Source organism: Streptomyces sp. NPDC111744 (assembly GCF_055634995.1).
This window is the reverse complement of record NZ_JBVKCG010000010.1, coordinates 27,253-49,481: the sequence shown is the minus strand read 5'-3', so window position 1 is coordinate 49,481 and position 22,229 is coordinate 27,253. Positions and strand designations below refer to the sequence as shown.

At 69.6% G+C, this 22,229-nt stretch carries 13 protein-coding genes; 4 read left to right on the top strand and 9 right to left on the bottom strand.

What is annotated here, in order from left to right; genetic code table 11:
- Positions 1–26: 26 nt before the first annotated feature.
- The 6 genes from ACZ7OO_RS22830 to fusA form a co-directional block, all read right to left on the bottom strand.
- The gene (locus ACZ7OO_RS22830; protein ID WP_471507030.1) at positions 27–1,901 is read right to left on the bottom strand and encodes a discoidin domain-containing protein; all 1,875 of its coding nucleotides are present in this window, start codon (positions 1,899–1,901) and stop codon (positions 27–29) included.
- Positions 1,902–2,052: 151 nt separating this feature from the next.
- Positions 2,053–3,411: a GH1 family beta-glucosidase gene (locus ACZ7OO_RS22825; protein WP_471507028.1), complete on the bottom strand. Its 1,359-nt coding sequence runs from the start codon at positions 3,409–3,411 to the stop codon at positions 2,053–2,055.
- A gap of 46 nt (positions 3,412–3,457) precedes the next feature.
- Positions 3,458–4,318, bottom strand: a complete 861-nt coding sequence (locus ACZ7OO_RS22820; protein WP_365798356.1) for a carbohydrate ABC transporter permease — start codon at positions 4,316–4,318, stop codon at positions 3,458–3,460.
- Positions 4,311–5,303, bottom strand: a complete 993-nt coding sequence (locus tag ACZ7OO_RS22815; RefSeq protein ID WP_471507025.1) for a carbohydrate ABC transporter permease — start codon at positions 5,301–5,303, stop codon at positions 4,311–4,313. Before ACZ7OO_RS22815 ends, ACZ7OO_RS22820 begins: the two co-directional genes overlap by 8 nt.
- 5 nt (positions 5,304–5,308) lie before the next feature.
- A complete protein-coding gene (locus ACZ7OO_RS22810) occupies positions 5,309–6,625 on the bottom strand; it encodes an ABC transporter substrate-binding protein (RefSeq protein WP_471507023.1) in 1,317 nt (438 codons plus the stop codon).
- A gap of 832 nt (positions 6,626–7,457) precedes the next feature.
- Positions 7,458–9,524, bottom strand: a complete 2,067-nt coding sequence (gene fusA / locus ACZ7OO_RS22805) for an elongation factor G (protein WP_471507021.1) — start codon at positions 9,522–9,524, stop codon at positions 7,458–7,460.
- A gap of 1,015 nt (positions 9,525–10,539) precedes the next feature.
- On the opposite strand from fusA, the gene ACZ7OO_RS22800 reads away from it, so the two are divergent.
- From ACZ7OO_RS22800 to ACZ7OO_RS22785, 4 genes are all read left to right on the top strand, one after another.
- The gene (locus ACZ7OO_RS22800; protein WP_471507019.1) at positions 10,540–11,718 is read left to right on the top strand and encodes an MFS transporter; all 1,179 of its coding nucleotides are present in this window, start codon (positions 10,540–10,542) and stop codon (positions 11,716–11,718) included.
- A gap of 383 nt (positions 11,719–12,101) precedes the next feature.
- Positions 12,102–12,908, top strand: a complete 807-nt coding sequence (locus ACZ7OO_RS22795; RefSeq protein ID WP_471507017.1) for a metallophosphoesterase family protein — start codon at positions 12,102–12,104, stop codon at positions 12,906–12,908.
- 81 nt (positions 12,909–12,989) lie between these two features.
- Positions 12,990–13,838, top strand: a complete 849-nt coding sequence (locus ACZ7OO_RS22790; protein WP_471507015.1) for a LamG-like jellyroll fold domain-containing protein — start codon at positions 12,990–12,992, stop codon at positions 13,836–13,838.
- Between the two features lie 223 nt (positions 13,839–14,061).
- On the top strand, positions 14,062–15,762 hold the full coding sequence (locus tag ACZ7OO_RS22785; RefSeq protein ID WP_471507013.1) for a carbohydrate binding domain-containing protein: 1,701 nt from the start codon (positions 14,062–14,064) through the stop codon (positions 15,760–15,762).
- Positions 15,763–15,824: 62 nt separating this feature from the next.
- On the opposite strand, the gene ACZ7OO_RS22780 is transcribed toward ACZ7OO_RS22785, so the two are convergent.
- The 3 genes from ACZ7OO_RS22780 to ACZ7OO_RS22770 form a co-directional block, all read right to left on the bottom strand.
- A complete protein-coding gene (locus ACZ7OO_RS22780; protein ID WP_471507011.1) occupies positions 15,825–19,097 on the bottom strand; it encodes a GH92 family glycosyl hydrolase in 3,273 nt (1,090 codons plus the stop codon).
- A 488-nt stretch (positions 19,098–19,585) separates the two neighbouring features.
- Positions 19,586–20,200 (bottom strand): class I SAM-dependent methyltransferase, encoded by a 615-nt coding sequence (locus tag ACZ7OO_RS22775; RefSeq protein WP_471507009.1) that lies wholly within the window; start codon positions 20,198–20,200, stop codon positions 19,586–19,588.
- A gap of 32 nt (positions 20,201–20,232) precedes the next feature.
- Positions 20,233–22,206, bottom strand: a complete 1,974-nt coding sequence (locus tag ACZ7OO_RS22770) for a discoidin domain-containing protein (protein ID WP_471507007.1) — start codon at positions 22,204–22,206, stop codon at positions 20,233–20,235.
- Positions 22,207–22,229: the final 23 nt, after the last annotated feature.

The following is a 22,229-nucleotide window of genomic DNA, read 5'->3' as shown; positions in this document are numbered from 1 at the left end:
CGGCCACCGGGGCACGTATCCGGTCCCTACCTCTTCTGCTCCACCCGCACCCAGTCCACCTCCGCCTGCACTCCCCCGGCCGCGATCTTGTCCACGCTGGACTGCGGCAGGCCCCAGTAGGGGCTGGTGACCTGGTTCCAGCCGGCCGGGTAGGCGCCGCCGAGGGCGAGGTTGAGGATGACGTACTGGTTGTGGTCGTAGACCCACTGGCCGCGGGTCGATTCCAGCTTGTTGCGGGTGGTCTCCTGGACCAGGGTGTCGTCGACGTAGAAGCGCATCGCCGTCGGCGTCCACTCCACCGCGTAGGTGTGCCACTGATCGATGGTGCCGCCGTTCGGGAAGGTCTGGCGGGTGCCGATGTTGCCGTCGGCCGAGTAGCCGGGGCCGTGGAGCGAGGTGCTCGTCCACGTCGGGTAGCCGATGTTCTCCATGATGTCGGTCTCGCCGGAGGCCGGCCAGGAGACCGACGGGTTGTCGACGTTGCTGCCCAGCAGCCAGAAGGCGGGCCAGTAGCCGTCGCCGACCGGGAGTTTCATACGGGCGCTGACCTTGCCGTAGGTGAAGTCGAAGTGGGTGTTGGTGTCGATGCGGCCGGACGTGAAGTCGTAGGTGCCGCCGCCCGCCTGGGTGCAGCCCTTGCAGTACTTCGCCTTCAGGATCAACTCGCCGTTCTGCGTCCGGACGTTGTCCGTCGAGTCGACGTACGCCTGGGACTCGCCGTTGACCGGGCCCATCTCGGTGCCGGTGCGGACGACCCGCCACTTGGAGCGGTCCAGCGAGCTGCCGGTGAAGTCGTCGAAGAACGTGGTCTGGTACGTGCCCGGCTGCTCGCCCGGGAGCGCGGGGTAGGCCGCCTGCGCGCCGCCGCCGGTGCCCCAGACCTGGAACTCGTAGAGGGAGTAGCCGAACTGGGCGGTGTAGGGGGCCGGGTTGTAGAAGCTGCGGCGCTCCTTGCCGAGCATCCGGACATAGCGGCCGGTGGCCGGGGAGGGAAGGGTGACGGTGTCGTGCAGGCCCGCGGCGTCCGAGGGGGCGACGACGTTCGCGCGGCGGGTGGCGATGGCGGCGGCGGAAGGCTCGTACACCGTGCGCCAGTTGATGTTGTCGTCGGAGACCTGGAGGAGGTAGTCGACGGCGTACGCCGACTCCCAGTACAGGTCCACGGAGGAGATCGTGGAGGTGGCGCCCAGGTCGACCGAGATCCAGCGGTCGGCGTTCCAGTCGCTCGACCAGCGGGTGGAGTCGCCCTTCAGGTCGGCCGGCCAGCCGCCGTCGGTGGCGAACGCCGGGGAATTGCCCGCGTGCTGGTAGTAGTTGGAGTACGCCGGGTGGTTCAGGGCGAGGTTGGTGACGGTCGAGGACGCGGGGGCCGGTTCGCCGCCGTAGACCTTGAAGTTCCAGAGCGAGTAGCCGTAGGGCGTGGCGCGTTCGATGCCGCGCATCCGGACGTAGCGGCCGGTGACCTCCTGCGGGTAGGTGCTCGCGGTGACCGAGCCGCCGGTGCCCGCGGTCTCGGTGTAGAACGGCGTCCAGTCCGTGCCGTTCTTCGAGACTTCCAGGACGTACCTCTTGCCGTAGGCGGCCTCCCAGTCGAGGACCACCCGGTCGATGCGGATCGTCGTGCCGAGGTCGATCCGGATCCAGGCGTCGTCGGCGAAGTTGCTGGACCAGCGGGTGGCGCCGTTGCCGTCGAAGGCCAGTCCGGGGGTGGTGCCGCCGTTCTCGCTGCCGGAGGCGGTGACGGCGTTCGGGTTCGCCGCGTAGGCGGTGTTCGCTCGGTCGGTGTCCCAGGTCACGGCGGCGGCAGCGGCGGTCGCCGGGGCGGCCAGGACCGGGCCCGAGGCCAGCAGGGCAGCCGTCGCGAGGGCGGCCAGGAGGGTGCGGGGAATGCGGGATGGCATGCGGGTCTCCTGAGTGTCGATGGTGCACATGTTGTTGTGTTCATGACAGATCAGAGTTCGGTGTCCATGAGCCGTGGACCGTCGTGCATGCGTGTGGGAGTGCGGTGCGGTGGGCGCGGAACTCCCCTGGTCCGCGCCCACCGCGGTCGTGTCAGGCCGCCCTGCGGGCCTGCCCCCGGTGGTCGCGGATGATGTCCGCGTACCGGTGGCCGCTGCCCTTGATCGTGCGGACCTGGGTGCGGTAGTCGACGTGGACCAGGCCGAAGCGCTTGTCGTAGCCGTACGCCCACTCGAAGTTGTCCAGCAGCGACCAGGCGAAGTACCCGGCCAGCGGGGCGCCCTTGCGGGCCGCCGAGGCACAGGCGGCGAGATGGCCGACCAGGTACTCCTGGCGCTCGGGGTCGTCGATCGTGCCGTCGGGGCGGACCACGTCCGGGTAGGCCGAGCCGTTCTCGGTGACGTAGAGCTTGCGGGCGCCGTACTCGTTGGTGAGGCGCAGCAGCAGCGTCTCGATGCCGCTCGCGTCGATCTCCCAGTCCATCCCGGTACGCGGGACGTCGGGGCGGCGCACCGAACGGGCGTACGGGGCCGGGCCGTTCGGGTCGTCCTCCACGTAGGCCGGGAAGTAGTAGTTCAGGCCCAGCCAGTCGAGCGGGGTGGCGATGGTCTCCAGGTCGCCGGGGCGCTCTGGGAGTTCGACGCCGTACGTCTCGACCATGTCGGCCGGGAAGCCGCGGCCGTGCACCGGGTCCAGCCACCAGCGGTTGACGTGTCCGTCGTGGCGGCGGACGGCGGCCTGGTCCTCGGGACGGTCCGAAGCGGCGAACACGGTCGAGAGGTTGTTCACGATGCCGACCTCGGCGCCCGGCGCGGCGGCGCGGATCGCCTGGGCGGCCAGGCCGTGGCCGAGGAGCAGGTGGTAGGAGGCGCGGACGGCGGTGGTGAGGTCCGTCAGGCCCGGGGCCATCTTGCCCTCCAGGTGGCCGATCCAGGCCGAGCAGCAGGGCTCGTTGAGGGTGGTCCAGTGCCGGACGCGGTCACCGAAGCGCTCGGCGACCACGGAGGCGTAGTCGGCCAAGTGCTCGGCGGTCGCGCGCTCGGTCCAGCCGCCCCGGTCCTGGAGGGCCTGCGGCAGGTCCCAGTGATAGACGGTGACCGAGGGGGTGATCCCCGCCGCGAGCAGGGCGTCGATCAACTCGTCGTAGAAGTCGAGGCCCTTGGCGTTGACCGGGCCGTCGCCGCCGGGCCGCACGCGCGGCCAGGCGATCGACAACCGGTAGGCGTTGGTGCCGAGTCGGCCCATCAGGCCGATGTCCTCGCGCCAGCGGTGGTAATGGTCGCAGGCGATGTCGCCGTTGTCGTCGCCCGCGATCTTCCCCGGGGTGTGCGAGAAGGTGTCCCAGATGGAGGGTGAGCGGCCGTCCTCGGCGACGGCTCCCTCGATCTGGTACGCCGCGGTTGCCGTGCCCCACAGAAAGTCGTGCGGGAGTGCGGCGAGGTCGATGGTCACGTAATTCCTTTCGCGACAAGCTTCGGAACTTCGGAGGGAGGCGGGTTCACTTGACGGCGCCCGCCGTCAGCCCGGCGACGAGGTAGCGCTGGAGGAGCAGGAAGCCGGCCACGACGGGGACGCTCACCACGAGCGAGGCGGCCATGATCTGGTTCCAGTAGACGTCGTACTGCGTGGAGTAGCCCTGGAGGCCGACGGCGAGGGTGCGGGTGGTGTCGTTGGTCATGACCGACGCGAACAGCACCTCGCCCCAGGCCGTCATGAAGGCGTAGACGGCGACCGCGACGATTCCCGGGATCGCCGCCGGTACGACCACCCGGAACAGCGCGCCGAGCGGTCCGCAGCCGTCCACCAGCGCCGCCTCGTCCAGGTCCCTGGGCACCGAGTCGAGGTACCCGATCAGCATCCAGATCGAGAACGGCAGCGAGAACGTCAGGTAGGTGAGGATCAGGCCGCCGCGGGAGCCGAACAGCGCGATGCCGGTGGCGTTGCCGATGTTGACGTACATCAGGAACAGCGGGAGCAGGAAGAGGATGCCCGGGAACATCTGCGTGGACAGCACGGTGACCGTGAAGATCCGCTTGCCGCGGAACTCGTAGCGGCTGACCGCGTAGGCGGCGAACACCGCGACCACGACCGAGCAGACGGTCGCCGCGACCGCCACGATCAGCGAGTTCACGAAGTACCGCGCGAGCGGGACCGTCGACCAGATGTCGATGTACGGGCGGATGGTCAGCCCGCTGGGCAGCCACCGGAACTTGCCGGTGACGTCCGCGAGCGGCTTCAGCGAGCTGGAGATCATCACGTACACGGGGATCAGCACGAACCCGGTGAGCAGCGTGAGGAAGATCGCCCGGGCCCAGAGGAAGGAGCGCGGCGGGGCCATCGGCGAACTGGGGCTAGACATCGGCGGTCCTCCGTCCGCGTGAGGTGAGCGCGAGGTAGACGCCGGTCACGACCAGCAGGAAGAGCAGCAGGAGCACGGACATCGCCGAGCCGGTGCCGAAGTTCCAGGTGACGAAGGAGGCCTGGTAGATGTGGACCGAGATGAGGTCGGCGGCCTCCGGAGCGGCCTTGCCGAACAGGACGTACGGCGTGTTGAAGTCGTTGAACGTCCACAGGAACAGGACCAGGATCAGCACCTGGTTGACCGGGCGCAGCGAGGGCAGGGTGATCCGGCGGATCTGCTGCACCATGCCGGCGCCGTCCAGGGCGGCCGCCTCGTACAGCTCCTTGGGGATGTTCTGGAGTCCGGCCATCACGATCAGGAAGGCGAACGGCCAGCCCTTCCAGACGGACACGGTCAGCAGCGCCCAGAAGCTGTTGTCGCCGATCAGCCAGAAGGACGGCTTGTCGGTGAGATGCAGCTGGTCGTGCAGGACGTGGTTCACCAGGCCGTTGTCGTGCTGGAACATGAACACCCAGGTGATGACGGCCGCGTAGACCGGCAGCGCGTACGGCACCAGGAACAGGGTCCGCAACAGGCCCCGGCCGCGGAAGGCGTCCTGCATGAACACCGCGGCCGCGGTACCGATCAGCCAGCACAGGCCGACCGAGAGCAGGGTGAAGCCGACGGTGACGAGGAAGGAGTGCAACAGGGCCTTGCCGACCGGGGCGTTGAACTCGATCGACGTGCGGTAGTTGTCGAACCCGGACCAGGGGGCGGTGCCCCAGTCGCGGATGTAGAACTGGGTCAGCTCCTTGAAGCTCATCACGACGCCGATGACCATCGGTATCAGATGGACGAGGAGTTCGAGCAGCAGAGCGGGCAGGAGCAGCAGGTAGGGCAGTCCGATCCGGCGGATCCGCCCGGGGCGGCGGCCCGAGCCGCCCGCCGCCCCGGGGGAGTTCGCACGCACCGGCTCGTGCACGGCGGTGGTGGTGGTCGTCATGGTGCTCAGGCCGCCGGCATCTGCTGCTGGGCCTTCTCCAGCTCGGCCTTCACGGAGTCGGTGGTGACGGCGTGACCGGCCGCCGCGGCGGCGAACAGGTTCTTCACGGCGGTGCCGACGGTCGTCTCGAACTGCGACTCGGCGGCCACCTGGGGCAGGGCCGCGGCGCTGGTGGCGAGCGTGTTCTTCAGGACCGAGTTGGCGGGGGTGTTGAAGGCCGGGTCCTCCTGGGCGGCCTTGACCGGCGGGATGGAGCTGTAGGCGGTGTTGAGGATCTTCTGCTCGTCGTCGCTGGTCATGAACTTCACGAACTTCGTCGCGCCGTCGAGGTTCTTGGTGTTCTTGAAGACCGCCAGGTTGATGCCGGCGACCATCGAGTTGACCTGGGCTCCGGTGCCGGGGGTGCCGGACTGCACGGGCACGGGGGCGATGCCGTAGTCGCTGTCGCTCATGCCCTGCGACTTGAGGTTGGAGGATGCCGACTGCCACAGCAGCATCGCCAGCTTGCCCTTGGCGAAGTCGCTCACCGACTGGTTCTGCGCGTACTCGGCGTCGCTGGTCGGGATGGCCTTGTCCTTGGCCATCAGGTCGACGTACTGCTTCACCGCGGCGACGATCTTGTCGTTGGTGAAGTCCGGCTTGCCGTCGGAGGTGAAGAAGTCGGCGCCGTGCTGCTTGGCGAAGACGAAGGTGTGGTGGATGTTCTCCGACACGTTGCCGCCCTCGGCGCCGAGCACCGACTTGCCCTTGGCCGATATCTTCTTGCCGTCGGCGATCAGCTCGTCCCAGGTGACCGGCGGCTTGGCGATCCCCGCGTCGGCGAAGATCTTCTTGTTGTAGTAGAGCGCGTACGCCATCGAGTACAGCGGTACGGCCGCCGGGTCCTTGCCCACGGCACCCGTGGAGCCCATCGCGGAGTCGACGAAGCGGTTCTTGCCGCCGATCTTGCCGAAGTTCTTGGCGTCCCAGGGCAGCAGCGCGCCCGTCGCCTGCAGCGAGGCGCTCCAGGTGTTGCCGATGTTCAGCACGTCGGGGCCCTGGCCGGAGGTGGTCGCGGTCAGGATCCGGTTGAGCAGGTCCGACCAGGGCACGACCTCCAGCTTGACCTTGATGCCGGTCTGCTTCTGGAACTTGTCGAGCTCCGGCTGAAGGACCTTCTTGTCGACCTCGATGCTGGCACCCTGGTTGGAGGCCCAGTAGGTGAGCGTCTTCGGGGAGTCGTTGGACCCGCCCCCGGTGGACGAACCGCCACCGCAGGCCGTGGCCGCGAGGGCGAGAGACATGGTGACGGCGCCTACGGCCGCGGCTCGGATGCTGCGCATGGCTCCAGCTGTGCCTTTCCGGGAGTAGAGAACCCCGAGAGGGCTTCGCGAAGGCCGGCGCCCGCGATTGCGAAGGCCGAGACCTCCGTTCGGCTTCCGAAGCCCCTCATGGCTTAATTTAGGACGTGAGTTAACCCCTCGAATCAGTAGCTCGTCAAGGGATCCGGCACGGGTATCCGCGCAGGCGGGCCGGGGAACACCCGGTTCCGACCCGGTGGTCCGCCCACCCCAGGCGGTGTGACCTGGGCCGAAGCCCTGTGACCTGGGCAGGGAGGGCTCGGGGGGCGTTCCACAACGGTTGTGTTTCGACGGGGGGACGCGTTACGGCGGGGGTGGGCGGGCCGTGGCTCACGTCCGGCGCGGTGCGGTCGATTCTGCACGGCGGGGCGGGCCTCTGCACACGGCGGTGGACAGGCCTACGCTGCGGGGCGGAGGAGGACCGACACCCACGGCAGACACCGACCCGACTCGCCGCGCGAAGGCCAACCCACACCCACCGCAGACACCGACCCACCCGCCGCGCGAAGCCCAACCCACACCCACCGCAGACACCGACCCGAGCCGCCAGGCTAAGGCGGCCCGACCGCACGGGAGTAGGCGCCCCCACAACCACGGCAGACAACGACCCCAACACCCACCGCAGCGGGCGTCCCCACCCCCCGCGGCATGGAACGCCCCGACCCTCACGGCAGGGGCGGGCAAGCCGCTGCGCGCGTCGGAAGTACGCCGTTGTCGACGGCAGCCACCGCGCACGGCGTGCTGTTCACAGCGAAGCGCACCGTCGCCTACGGCGATGGGCCCGGGGAAGTTGTCCCCGGGCCCCGTCCCGGTGTCAACGGGTGGTAGCCGTGGGCGGTGTCGGGGCGTAGCCGGTCGGCTGGGTGGTGAAGGTGCCTCGGCCCTGGGTGCGGCCGCGGAGGCGGGTCGCGTAGCCGAAGAGTTCGGCCAGCGGCACGGTGGCGGTCACCACCGCCGACCCGCCTCTGTTCGCGGAGCCGGTGACCCGGCCGCGCCGGGCGGCCAGGTCGCCCAGTACACCGCCGACCGCGTCCTCGGGCACGGTGACCGTGACCTCGGCGACCGGCTCCAGCAGGACCAGCGCGCAGCCGCGCAGGGCCTCCCGGAGACCGAGCCTGCCCGCCGTACGGAACGCCGTGTCGGAGGAGTCCTTCACATGCGTCGAGCCGTCGGTGAGGGTGACCCGCACCCCGGTGACCGGGTGGCCGCCGAGGGGGCCCTCGGTGAGCGCGTCCCGGCAGCCGGCCTCGACCGCACGGGCGTACTCCTGGGGCACCCGGCCGCCGGCGACGGCCGACCGGAACTCGAAGCCCGCCTCGTGCCCCAGCGGTTCGACGTCCAGGACGACATGCGCGAACTGCCCGGCCCCGCCGGTCTGATGGACATGCCGGTAGACAAATCCGGTCACCCCGCGCGCCACCGTCTCCCGGAGGGCGACCCGCGGCCGGCCCACCGCGACCTCGGGGCCGCCGTCCCGGCGGATCTTCTCCACGGCTACCTCCAGGTGCAGTTCGCCCATCCCGGACAGCACGGTCTGCCCGGTCTCCGCGTCGGTGCGCACCAGCAGCGAGGGGTCCTCCTCGGCCAGCCGGGCCAGCGCCTGGGCCAGCCGGCCGGTGTCGGTACGGCGACGGGCCTCGACGGCGACGGACACCACCGGTTCCGGAGCGAGGGGCGGCTCCAGGAGCAGTGGGTCGTCCGGCGTGCACAGCGTGGAGCCGGGGCGGGCCGACTTCGGTCCGACGACGGCCACGATGTCACCGGCCACCGCCCGGTCGAGGGGCTCGTGCCGGCCGGCCATGACACGGAGGATGCGGGCGACGCGTTCGGTGCGGCGGGTCGCGGGGTCCCACACGGTGTCTCCTTTCTCGATCGTGCCCGAGTAGACGCGGACATGGGTGAGGCGCCCGGTGGGCGTCGCGGTTACCTTGAACGCGAGCGCGGCGAGAGGCCCTTCGGGGTCGGCGGCCCGCCGCCGCTCGACGCCCTCGTGGGTGCCGCGTACGGCGGGGACGTCCAGCGGTGAGGGCAGATAGGCCACGGCCGCGTCCAGCAGCGGTTCGATGCCCCGGTTGCGGTAGGCGGAGCCGCACAGGACGACGACGCCCTCGCCGGTCAGGGTGAGGTCGCGCAGGGCGGTGCGCAGCGTGCCGACGGACAGCCGGCCGGCCGGTGCGCAGAACTCCTCCAGCGCGGCCGGGTGCAGCGCGGCCACCGCCTCCTCCAGCGTGCGCCGCCGGCGCGCCGCCTCCGCGCGCAGCCCTTCGGGGACCGGTCCCGCCACCGCCGTGCCGCCGTCGTCCGGCCAGACCAGTGCACGCATGTGCACGAGGTCGACGACGCCAATGAAACCGTCCTCCGTACCGATGGGCAGCTGGACGACGAGCGGGGCCGGGTGCAGGCGGGTGCGGATCGACTGGACGGCTTCGTCGAGGCCGGCGCCCGCGCGGTCCAGCTTGTTGACGAAGGCGATCCTGGGGACGCCGTGCCGGTCGGCCTGCCGCCACACCGACTCGCTCTGCGGCTCCACGCCGGCGACCGCGTCGAACACGGCGATCGCGCCGTCGAGGACGCGCAGGGAGCGTTCGACCTCGTCGGCGAAGTCGACATGGCCGGGGGTGTCGATGAGGTTGACACGATGGCCGTCCCAGGCGCAGCTGACGGCCGCGGCGAAGATGGTGATGCCGCGGTCGCGTTCCTGGGGGTCGAAATCGGTGACGGTGGTGCCGTCGTGGACCTCGCCGCGTTTGTGGATGGTGCCGGTGGCGAAGAGAATGCGTTCGGTGACGGTGGTCTTTCCGGCGTCGACGTGGGCGAGGATGCCCAGGTTGCGAACAGCCGCAAGAGGGTTGAGGGAGTTCGGGTGGAGTTCGGTGCGCATGGCCCGGTGCCTTTCGAATGCGGTTCCCTGGCGGGGTCCTGGAATGGGCAGCGCAATTTCCGTGTGGTGAAGTTCGCCGGACTACGGCGGTGAAGTTCACCGGACTACGGCTGACGGGACGTCAATGTTCCGGCATATGCCAGGAGTTGAAGAGCCCGTCGGGCGTCACGGAGTCCGGTACCGGCCGCGCAGCGGGTACCGGAGGGACGGGGACACGAGGATCACCTCGTAGCGGGAGCGGGAAGAGGCGGCAGTCGCGCGGTCGCACATGGCCCTCTCCCCTCAATCGTCCGAACTCGTGACGGTAAAGCGCCGTGACCGCCTTCCGCGGCTACGGTGCGTGATACCGAGCGAGTGTAGGCAGAGCGTGCGGGGCGTGGCACTCGGTTTTCCGACCGGGGGACCTGCGCTTCCCGGCGATACCGGTTCGTTCCCTTTTCTCCGTTCTCGGCGAATACGGCGGCTCGCTGTCCCGGCATTTTCCGGACATTCATCTGGCCGGCGTCGATAACCCGGCCGTCCCGGAAGGCGCTTTCCGGGTCGACGGGCGGAGGTGGAGCGGTTCACCGGAAGAGACCGCCGCAACTCCAGCGATTGGCCGAAAAACACGCTTTACGGCTCCCAGCGGGACATCAAGCCGGTCCTGCTCTTCACCCGCCCGGCCAACCCGGGAAAGGACGTCCGGAACGCCCTGGATGCGCATCGTCGCGGGTGGCACGCGGAACGCGTCGGCAGGTCCCGGACCGGCCGGAGTTGATGTGGAACATGTGTGGATTTTCGGTGAAGCACCGCTCGTGGCTGAGAAATTAGGATCGTGCCCCGGGGCCCGGCAGGGCACGCAAAGGCCGGAAAGCAGCCCGTCCCGGTGGCCGGTGGACGCTCCACCACTCTGCGAGCAGGCCTAATCTGATCGGCGAGCAGACTGAATGAGCACAGCAAGTGGACGGATTGGACTGGATTGGACACGCAAAAGACGCGGAGAGCGCCGTTCGCCGCGCTGCGCAGGGGTACCGCGATGCCGGTCGCCGCGCAGGTGCTCATCGCGGGAACGCTTTTCTCCCGTCTCGGCGACACCCTCGCCTCGCTGGGGCTGGTGCTGCACGCGGCGGACCGGGACATCCGGTTCGGGGTGACCGAGGTGATGCTCGCCGAACTCATCCCCACGGTGCTCGCCGCACCGCTGATCGGCTCCGTGGTCGACCGGTTCAGTGCGCGCGCGGTGTGTCTGTGGGCGCTGCTGGCCCAGTCGTTGTCCCTCGGTGCGGCGACCGCCGTCGGCGGGTTCCATGTGAGGGTCGCGCTGATCGCGCTGTCGGCCCTGGCCGGAGTGGCCTCGGTGGCCGCCGGGTTCAAGATGCTGCCCGCCGTCGCCGGTGACCGGCACACGGGCCGGGCGAACAGCCTGCTGACGGCCGGGCTCTCCGTGGCGGGGCTGCTGGGGCCTCCGCTGGCCGGCTTCCTCAACTCCCAGTGGGGCACCGGGGTGCTCCTCGCGGTGGACGCCGTGTCCTTCCTCGTGCTCGCGGGCTGCACCATGCTGGCGGTGCCGAGCACCGTGGACGTGGCGATCGGCCGCCGTCCCGCCACGAAGCTCGCGGACGGCTACCGGGCGCTGCGCGACGCCCCGGTGGTGGGCACGCTGATGCCGGCACTGGCGGCGGCGATGCTGGCCACCAGCATCGAGAACGTCGCGGGCGTCTTCTACCTGCGGGACGTCGTCCACGGCAACGACACCGTCTTCGGCCTCTTCCTGGCGGCCTGGGCCCTCGGGTCCGTCCCCGGCGCCCTGCTCGCGGGCCGCGTGGGCTGGGCGGACCGGCACGCCCTGCTGATCGTCGGCGGCATCTCGGGCATCGGCCTGGGCCTGCTCCTCACCGGTCTGATCCCGGTCACCGCGGTGATCTTCCCGCTGTTCCTGATCGCGGGCTTCGGCAACGGCGCGTGCAACGTCGGCCTGCGCAACGCGGTGCACTCGCGGGTACCGGCCGAGGTGCACGGCAGCGCCTGGGCCTGCTTCCAGGCGCTGTCCCGCAGTTGCATCGGCCTCGGCTATCTGCTGGGCACCCCGAACAGCCTGGTCTCCAGCCAGGGGCAGGTGATCATCTCGGGTGTCATCCCGCTGGTCGCCATGGCGTGGGCGGCCCTGGCCTTCGTCCGGCGCGGCGAGCACACCGTTTCGGAGCCTTCGGCCTGAGCGACCGACCGGCTGGTCGGAAAGTAACCGGCGCCGAACGACGGCGTACGCGTCAGTCTTTCGATCCTGGACAGACGCCCGGCCTTCGCTTGTCATCTCTTGTCCGCCCGCCCCGGGGCCCTTCTGGGTAGCGTCGTCGCCGTTTGATCCATCGACCCCGGGAAAGGCCCTATGTCCATTCAGGGTGACACTCCGTCACAAGAACGACCGGGCAGAGTCGGCGTGGTTTTCTCTGCAACGCGGCGCTGGCCGGTGCGGGAGCGGCAACCGTGGGCGCCTCCGCGCTCGCCGGCACACCCGCGTACGCCGCGGACCTCGCCTGCAGCGGCAGGACCGGCAGTTGGAGACCGGATCCGACCGCCCTCCGGTTCACCCTCGCAGTCATGCCGGACACCCAGATCCTGTACTGGGGCAGCCAGGACAGCGTCAACCGGACGCCGCAGGAGGAGTCGTTCCGCTACGTCATCGGCAACAGCGGTAACGCCTTTGACGACAACATCGTCTTCATGGCCCACCTCGGCGACCTGATCCAGGACGCGGACCCTTCCTCGTTCCAGCAGGTCGACAAGGCGTTCGACCTGCTGGACGCGCACGGCGCCGCCTACAGCGTGCTGGCCGGCAACCACGACGTGAGCGGCGACGACAGCCGCGGTGACACGCCGTATCTGCAGACCATGGGCCCGCAGCGCTTCAAGCACGCGAAGACGTTCGCCGGGTCGGACGCGACCGGCTACAACACCGCGCACATCTTCGAGGCCGCCGGACGCTCCTGGCTGCTGCCGGCCCTGGACTGGCGGACCAGCGAGCAGGGATTCGCCTGGGCCGACGGCGTCATCAAGGCCCACCCGAAGCTGCCGGTGATCCTCACGACGCATGACCTCGTCTACTCGAACTACGATGACAACGTTTTCCCGTACGAGTCCGGCGACCCGGAGAACAACGCCGTGCTCTCCGACTACGGCCGGACGGTCTGGGACAAACTGATCAACGACAACGACCAGATCTTCCTCACCCTCAACGGCCACTACTGGCCGCCCGCGCGTACGACCGCGAAGAACGCCGCCGGTCACGAGGTGCATCTGCACATCACCAACTACCAGAACCGCTACTTCGGCGGTGGCGGCATGATCCGCCTGTACCATTTCGACCTGGCCCGGAACACCATCGACGTCGAGACGGTCAACCCCTGAATCCTGGCCCAGAAGCCGGAGTCCCGCACCGAACTGGCCGCCCAGCACGCGCGGATCACCGGCCCGGTCGACAACTTCTCGGTGCCGGTCGACTTCACCGAGCGGTTCTCCGGCTTCGCGCCGGTTCCGGTCAGGCCGGCCCGTCCGGCCGCCCGGGAGCTGGTGAAGGGCACGCTGGCCTACTGGCGCTTCGACGGGCAGGGCACGCCCGGCGCCGCGCTCACCGCGGGCCAGACCGTGCCCGACCTGTCCGGCAAGGGCAACGACCTGACCGTGGTGACCCTGCCGGGCACCGCCGCCTCCGCGCTGACCTGGTCCGACGACCACCACCCCGACCAGCCCGCGCACGCCAGCCTGACGTTCGCGGGCGGCCGCAACCCGCTCCACGGCTCGTATCTGACCACCGGGGCGAAGGCTCCGCTGAACGCCGAGACGTTCAAGTCCGGGTACACCATCGAGACGTTCGTGCGGATGCCGCTGGACTGGGACGCGGGCCGCAACGGCTGGGCGTCGATACTCAGCCGCCGGGGTTCGGCCGCTGACGCCGGCAAGCACGGCAAGAACACCGACCCGGGCGAGCCCGTGCTCCAGCTCGCCATCTCGAACAACGGCCGCGAGCCGCAGTTCAACCACTACCCGCTCAACGACACCTACCCGACCACCAACTGGGGTCACGGCCTGGTGGAGCTCAAGCGGTGGCACCTGGCGGTGGTCAACGACGGCCGCCACACGAAGCTGTACGTCGAGGGCGCTCCGGTCGTCGACAACCCGAACCGCCTGTCCGTCGGCCTCACTTCGCTCGGGCTGCCCTGGCTGGTGGGCGGCCATGAGTACGCGGGTGCCGTCGACATCGTCTTCCACGGCGGCATCGGCGACATCCGGATCGTGGGCCGCCCGCTGTCCGGCGACGAGTTCCTGACCGCGAAGTAGCCCGGTGTCTCCCGTCTCCGCCCCACCCGCCGGAGACGGGAGGCGCGGGTCCGGCGGAAGAAGCGTGTCCGGCGGAGGACGCGCGTGTCTTGGCAGAGCCTTTGGTCTAGTCCTCTTGACGGCGGAGACCTCCCGGAGTTTGGTATGTACCAATACTCTCCCGGCCCCACCCCTCCGCCCTCGATGGGCATCCCGAAAGGGCCACTTCATGCAGCGTACTGTCATGCACCTGGCAAGACTCGCGGCTTCCGTGTGCGCCCTCGCACTCACGGCCACCGGCGCCGCCGTCGCGCTGGCCCCCGCCGGCAACGCGGCGGCGGGCAGCGTCTACTCCGTGGCTCCCTACGTCGACATGTCGAACGGTCAGGAAGGTCTGCTCGACACCGCCGTCACCGGACACGGGCTCAAGGCCTACACGGCGGCCTTCGTCCTCGGCGAGGGCTGCTCCCAGATCTGGGGCGACACGCTCCCCATCGGCAACGACTCCTACACCGACCCCGAGATCGCCAGGGCGAAGTCCGAGGGCGCCTCCGTGATCATCTCCTCCGGCGGTGCGGCCGGCGAGCCGCTCGCGTGGACGTGCTCGAACCAGAGCAGCATCGACTCCGGATACCAGGCCATCATCAACGACTACGGCGTCACCCAGCTCGACTTCGACGTCGAGGGCGCCGCCGTGGCCGACACCGCGGCCGCGGCCCGTCAGATGCAGGCGATGAAGGACCTCAAGGCCGCCAACCCGGGCCTCCAGTTCTCCATGACCCTGCCCGTGCTGACGAGCGGGCTGACCGGCGACGGCATCAACATCCTCAAGGCCGCCAAGAACGCCGGCATCAAGATCGACGTCGTCAACATCATGACCATGGACTACTACGCCGGCACCGGCACCGAGATGGGCCAGGATGCCCTCGCCGCGGCCAGGGCCACGCTGGCGCAGATGCAGTCCGTCGACTCCGGTTACACCTACGCCAACCTCGGCATCACCCCGATGATCGGCAAAAACGACGACGGGTCCACGTTCACCCTGGCCGACGCCCAGACGGTGGAGAGCTTCGCCGCGCAGAACGGTGTCGGGCGGCTCGCGTTCTGGTCGGTCAACCGGGACCAGCCGTGTGGCGGAAGTGCCAACTCGCTGTCCACGTGCAGTGAGATCAGCCAGAACCCGCTCGCGTTCACGGACGCGTTCGCGCCGTACGGGGGCAGCTCGGGCGGCGGCGGAGGCACCACCGACTTCTCCCTGTCCCTGTCGCCGGGCTCCGCCTCGGTCGCCCAGGGAGGTTCGGCGACCGCGACCGTCGCCACGGCCGTCACCTCCGGCAGCGCCGAGTCCGTCGGCCTCTCCGCCTCCGGCGCACCCTCCGGGGTCGGCGTCTCCTTCAGCCCGGGTTCCGTGACGTCCGGGGGCAGTTCGACACTGACGGCGACGGTCGGCTCGTCGGTGGCCCCGGGCAGCTACCCGATCACCGTCACCGGCACCGCCGCGAGCGGCAGCCACAGCGCGACCTACACACTCACGGTCACCTCCTCCGGCAGCGGAGGCGGCGGCGGCTCGCTGACCAACGCGGGCTTCGAGACCGGCGGTTTGGGCCCCTGGACCTGCACGGGCGGTAGCACGGTCGTCTCCACCCCGGTCCACAGCGGCAGTCACAGCCTCCAGGTCACGCCGAGTTCCAGTGGCACCGGCGAGTGCGACCAGACCGTCACCCTCTCCCCCAACCACACCTACACGCTTTCCGGCTGGGTGCAGGGCCCGTACGCCTACCTCGGCGTCAGCGGCGGTGCCACCGCGAGCACCTGGTCGAACAGCGCGAGCTGGAACCAGCTCAAGGTCGGCTTCACCACCGGCAGCAGCGGCACGGTCACCGTCTACGTCCACGGCTGGTACGGCCAGGCCGCCGTCTACGCCGACGACTTCAGTCTCGCCTGAGCACCTCGTACCGGAGGGCCGGTTCCCGGGCTCACGTCCGGGAACCGGCCCTCCGGCGTTCTTTACTGGCCGAAGCCGTAGGAGAACAGGTGGTCGGTGCCCGTCAGGCCGGTCACCGGCAGCGTGACCGAGGCCACCTGCCTGGACGGATCCAGCGGGACCTTCGTGGCGAAGACATAGGTCTTCACGTTGTCGCGGCCACCGCTCCCGGTGTTCCGGTAGGCCGTCGTGACGGCCGTCGTGTCACCCGGCAGCGGCTTGCTCCCCCCGCCGTTGAGCGTCCAGTCCGAGAAGCCGACCGTCGCCTGGGAGGTGGTGCCGTCGGTGTAGGTGACGGTCAGCGTGCCCGAGACCCCCTGGCCGTTGGTCGGTGCGTTGGTCGCCGCGCCCAGCAGCCCGAGCGACGCACCCGACGTACCGGCCGGCATGGGGATGGTCTGGCCGGCCATCTCCAGGTTGTCCGGCTGCCCGGACGTCACCGTCGGCCAGACATAGGAGATGCCGTCGACCGCGAGGGTGGAGCCGCTGGTGACACCGGCCGCCGACAGCGCGTTCTGCGAGAAGGCCCAACCGCCACCGTCGAATCCGCCCGAGAAGCTGCTGCCGTCGGGGTAGACGCCCTCGTTGGTGTCGTACGGCCACAGTGCACCGGCCTTGGCCACGGCGGCACGGAGGACCGCTCCGGGCAGTGCCGCGCCGGTGCTGTGGTCGGTCAGGGCGAAGGTGACGGAGTACGTCCCCTCGTCCGCGCCCGCCGTCACATGGACCTTCGCCTCGGCGCTGCCCGAGGCGGGCACCGTCAGCGAGCCGGACGCCGTGTCCAGGGTGACGCCGGTGGGCGCCGTCGCCGTCCAGTCGACCGTGACGGCCTTGTCGCCGAGGTTGGTCAGGTCGAGCGTGCCGTCACCGGCCGTACCCGGCTGGAGGACCAGGCCGTCGCTGGAGGGACCGGTCGCGGCCAGCACCCGGCCGCCGCCCGTGGTGTCCGACGGCGGCACCGCCGACGGGCCGGACGCCCAGGCCGTGTTGGGCTCGGTACCGAGCGTGAAGTCCATGGTGCCGGCGCCCTTGAACTGCTGGTACGTCAGCCAGGAGGTGTTCCATGCCTTGCCCTTGACGCCGAGCGACTGCACGTACGGCGCGTCGGGCGCGGCCTGCGGGGCATTGATCCGCACCGTCCTACCGCCGAGGGTCACCTGGGCCACCGGGAACACCGGGCTGCCGAGCACCAGGGTGTCCGCACCCGGGGTCTCCGGGTACATGCCCAGCTCGGACCAGACGTACCAGGAGCTCATGGCGCCGAGGTCGTCGTTGCCGAACGAGCCGACCGGGGCGTTGAAGTAGAGGTCCTGCTGGGCCTCGCGGACGGCCGCCTGGGTCTTCCACGGTTCACCCGTGTAGTTGTACTCCCAGGGGATCTCCACGCTGGGCTCGTTGCTGAGGTCGGCGTCGGTGTTGCCGGGGCTCGTGATGTTGTCGAGCAGGCTCTCCAGGTAGGACGAGTACGCCTTGGTGCCGCCGCGCGCCTGGATGAGCTGCTTCAGGTTGAACGGGACCATGGGGGTGTACTGGGCGGAGGTGCCCTCCACGAAGCCGTTGGAGGTGCCGGGGGTGAAACCGCCCGCGAACCGGCCGTCCTTGTTCTTGGCCTGGAGGTAACCGGTCTGGGGGTTGAAGACGTTCATCCAGTCCTGGGCGCGGGTGGCGAACTTCTCGTAGACGGCGGTCTTGCCGAGCGACTTGGCGAAGGCGGCCAGGGCGTAGTCGGCGGAGTCGTACTCAAGCTGGGTGGAGACCGGGCCGTAGAAGTTGCAGCAGCCGTAGCTCTCGTCCAGCGGGAGGTAGCCCTTCGCGTCCCGCACCGACTCGCCGGGGCGGTCGTTGTTCGGGACCGTGGCCTCGTGCTGGAGCGCCGCCAGGGCCTTGCCCGTGTCGAAGTCCGTCGCGCCGAAGGCATACGCACCGGCGATGATGCCGGCGGCGGGGTCACCGACCATCACGTAGCTCTCGCCGTTGTTCGAGGCCCACTTGGGCAGCAGGCCGGTCTGGTCGTAGCCGTTGAGCATCGAGGTGACGACGTCGCTGGCGACCTTCGGCTCGACCATCGCCATCAGCTGGGTCTGGGAGCGGTAGGTGTCCCAGCCCGAGTAGTTGGCGTACTGGGCCTTCTGTCCCTTGGCCAGTCTGTGGACCTGGTTGTCCATGCCCATGTACTGGCCGTTGGCGTCGGAGAAGACGTTGGGGTGCAGCAGCGCGTGGTAGAGCGCGGTGTAGAACTGCGTCTGCTGGTCGGCGGATCCGCCGCCGACCTGGATGTTCTTCAGCACCGTGTTCCAGACGTCATGGTTGGCCCGCTCGACGGCACCGACGTTCCAGTTCCCGATCTCGGCGCTGAGGTTGTCGGCCGCGTTGGCGTCACTGGTGTACGAGATACCGACCTTTGCCGTCACCTTGGGGTTCGACGAGGTGTCGAAGGTGAGGTACATGCCGTTCGCGCCGGTCATGGGAGGCTGGGCGGACGCGCCGGCAGCCTTGGCACCGCTCTTGTGGATCGTCGGGGCAGGCTTCGCCGGGACGGTGAAGTGCTTCTCCTTCAGCGGTGCCGACGTGGACGCCTTCGGGGTCTGCCGTACCTTGCCCGCCTTCAGTGACGTCGCGTCGGGGGTGATGGTGCTGCCGACCCAGGTGCCGCTCGCGGTGAACGGCCGGTCGAACTTGATGTCGAAGTGCAGCGTGTACCGGTTGCTCGCACCGCAGAAGTGCCCGCTGTCGATCGCGCCGCTGATCTCCTTGCTGTTCACCACCTGGACCCGGGTACCGTCCACCTGGGTGGCGCCCCCGCTGAGCTTGAACAGCAGGTTCGCCTGCTGGTCCGAGGGGAAGGTGAAGGTGCCGAGGCCGGCACGGGTGGTGTCGGTCAGCTCGGTGCTGACCCCGTTGGCGTCGGTGACCTTGTAGTACCCGGTCCCGGCCTGCTCCTTGTCATGACCGAAGCCGACGGACGTGCTGCCGAGGTCGCCCGACAGCGCACCGGTCACCGGCAGGATCGGCAGGTCGCCCGCGACGGGGCAGCCGGGTCCGGAGACATGGGTGAGGCTGAAACCGGAGATCTTACTGGCGGTGTACTCGTAGCCGCCGCCGTCGGGGCGGTGGGGGGTGGTGTCGGGGCCCCACTGCACCATGCCGGCGGGCATGTCGGGGCCGGGGAAGGTGTCCACCGCACCGGAGGTGCCGATGAGGGGGTTGACGAGGGACGCGGGGTCCTTCACGAGGGGCGGTGTCGCGTTGCCCGCGGCCTGGGCGCTTCCGATCGCCGGAAGCGGAAGGGCCGCCATGCCCAGGACGCAGACCACAACGAGGCGTCGGCGGAATCTTGCTCGGTCGGCTGGTGCAGCTGGACGTCGGGGTCTCACCATCGGTTGCCTCCGCAGCAGTTCGTGCTTCGCACATCAGGTGTCGGCGCGCCGAAAAACACCGGAATGCCGGTGACAGGCAACGGTTGGGGTCGCTCCCACAGCCTGACAACGTTGCCATGCACGAGTGTCGAGTGAAACGCCTGTGCTCGGGGCATGTCAACGAGCCCAACAGGACTTTCTGAACGCGAAGTTCACGGCCGGGCGCGTGCCGGGGCCCGGCGGCCGAGCCCCGGCCGGCCCGTCGCCGCGGGTCAGTGCCACCGAAGACGCGAACCCGCCCCCTGCGCAGGACAGGCCGGGAGCCGGGCCGAACGGTGGAAAACCTTGCGGGAGTTACGGTTCCGCGACAAAGGCTCCTTCGACACCGCCACCACGGGCCCGCACCGCCGGGGTCTATGCGAAGGTGTTCAGGATTTCTGGCGGCGGTGGACGCTCACGGCGTACCCGCCGCCGTCGTAGGGGTCGGCGTCCCAGGTGGCGAAGCGGTCGACGAGGGTGAGGCCGGCCGCGGCGCAGTGGTCGTCGTACTCGGGCAGGGTGATGCTGGGCGGCACGGGCAGATGCGCCTGGTCCAGGCCGAACCCGGCGACCAGCAGGCCCCCGGGGCGCAGGGCAGCGGCCAGCCGCTCGACCACGGTGGCCTCGGTGCCGGCCGCCAGCAACGGGAAGATGTTGCCGGCGGCGACCACGAGATCGAAGTCGGCCGCGATGCCGAGCCGACGGGGCTCGAACTCGGTCAGGTCGGTCTGGAACCAGGGCAGTTGCGGGGCCTGCTCCCGCGCCACGGCCAGCATCGACGCGTCGAGGTCCACCCCCACGCAGTCGTAGCCGAGTTCCGTGAGCCGGATCATGACCCGTCCGGTGCCGCACCCGGCGTCCAGCACCCGTGCTCCGGCGGGCACCAGGGCCGCGCAGAACCGTGCCTCTCCGTGTACGTCCTTGCCGCTGCGGGCCACGGCGGCGAACCGTGCGGCGTAGTCCTTCCCGGACGTGCCCCCGGTCAGTTCCTCCCAGCGACTCATGCGACGAACTATAGGCCGAGGTGGGCCGGGCATCAGGCGCCGAAGACCTGGAACTCCGAGACCTGCCCGGCCGGCCAGCCGTTGTTGGCGGTGAAGGTGAGGCGTACGTAGCGGGTGGTGACGGTGGCGGGGAGCATGAGGGTCGCGGTGTTGCCGGTCGCCGGGTCGAAGGTGTAGCCCGCGGAGGCGAGAAGCTGGGCGAAGGTGCCCCCGTCGGTGCTGCCCTGGACGGAAAGGGTCTGGGTACGGGTGGCCCAGGCGGTCGCCGGGGGAAGGTGCAGGACGATCCGTCTGACGCCGGTGGCGGCACCCAGATCAACCTGGACCCACTGCGGGAAGGCGTTGTTGGCGGACTCCCAGTAGGTGTTGGTGTCACCGTCGGTCGTGTTGCCCGAGGCGTAGGTCTGGGTGTGGCTGCTCTCCGAGGTGGGGCGGTGGAGGGCGAGGTTGGTGGTGCCGGAAGGCGGGTCGGTGGTGACGGTGACCTGGTTGGAGGGGGGCGACACGTTTCCCGCCGCGTCGAGGGCGACGACGTCGAAGGTGTACGCGGTGGACGCGGCGAGTCCGGTGACGGTGAACGAGGCGGCGCTGGTGGTGCCCACCTGAGTGCTGGTCGAGCCGGAGACCTGAAGGACGCGGTAGCCGGTCACGCCGACGTTGTCGGTCGAGGCGCTCCAGGCCAGCGAGACGGAGTTGCCGGTGTGCCCGGTGACGGTCAGGGCGCCCGGTGCGGCCGGCGGTGTGGTGTCGCCGCCGGTGGGGACGGTCGGCTGGGTGGGCCGGGTGGCGGTCAGCGCGATCTGGCCCTTGAGCATGCGGCCGCCGTCGCCGGTCAGGCGCAGGTAGTAGTCCGAGGAGCAGGCGGTGCCGTCCTCGTCGAGGGCGAGGAATCCGGAGTTGGTGGGCACCCAGGCCTGGGTCTCGGCGGTCTTGGCGATCTGGTTGCCCTCGTTGTACTCGTCGAACATCGAGATGTAGATGCCCTGCACCCCGGCCCGCACCATGTTGTAGAACTGCCGCCACATGAAGTCGCCGTGCGCACGCTGCCGGCCGGAGACGTCGCCGGGCAGGACGCAGGGCTGGTAGTCGATGCCGTTGGCGTTGCAGTCGGCCTGGTCGGGGACGGTGTAGGTGGTGTAGGCGTTGTCGGCTTCTGTCACGTTGCCGATGGCGCCGACCATCCACGGCGAGATCATGTTGAAGGCGTGGTAGACGCCCAGGTAGCCGGCCCGTGATCCCCCGGTGCCCGTCCGCCATTCGCGCGGGACGCCGCCGATGACGTAACAGCCCTGGCCCTTGAACCAGTTGATGACGTCCAGGCAGGCGTCAGCGGTGAAGGGGTGGTTGTTGTCGTTGAAGCCGAAGCCCCAGATGCAGACGACCGGCTTGCCGTTCTGTTTCGCGTATGCCGAGGACGCGGTGTGCGCGGACATCTTGTTCGTCCAGTCCGTCTTGATCTCGGACTGCATGTTCGTCCAGCCGGTGACGTCGTACATGATGTAGAACTTCCGCCCGTACGACTCGGCGGCGGCGCGTACCTTGGTCGCCATGGCGTCGCGGGTGGGGCCCTCGCCGCCGGTGGGGTTGAAGCGTTGCAGGGCGGCGGTGTCAATGCCGTTCTGCTGCATCCACAGGAAGTGGGTGTTCACCGTCTGCTGGTCGTACGACGAGAACAGTGTGGCGGGGCGGCCGTTGCCGAGGGCGGCGTACGAGGTCTGGTACGCGTTGGTGAATTCGCGTACGTCCGGCCAGCACTTGATGGCGGTGTTGGACGGGGACGGCGACCGGCCCCAGTCCTGGCTCCAGTGCCACCAGCCGTTGATGGGGGCGCCGTCGCCGACGCAGGCGAACCAGCCCTGGTAGCCGACGCTGATCCTGCCGACCACGTCACCCGGCGAGCTGGCCGCCGACGCGGTCGGGGCGAGTGCGGTCCCGGTGGCTCCCACGGTTCCCACCGCGGTGGCCGCGATCGCGGTCCGTAGGAAGACCCTGCGTGTGACACCCATCTGGACTCCTCTTCGGTGGTCGG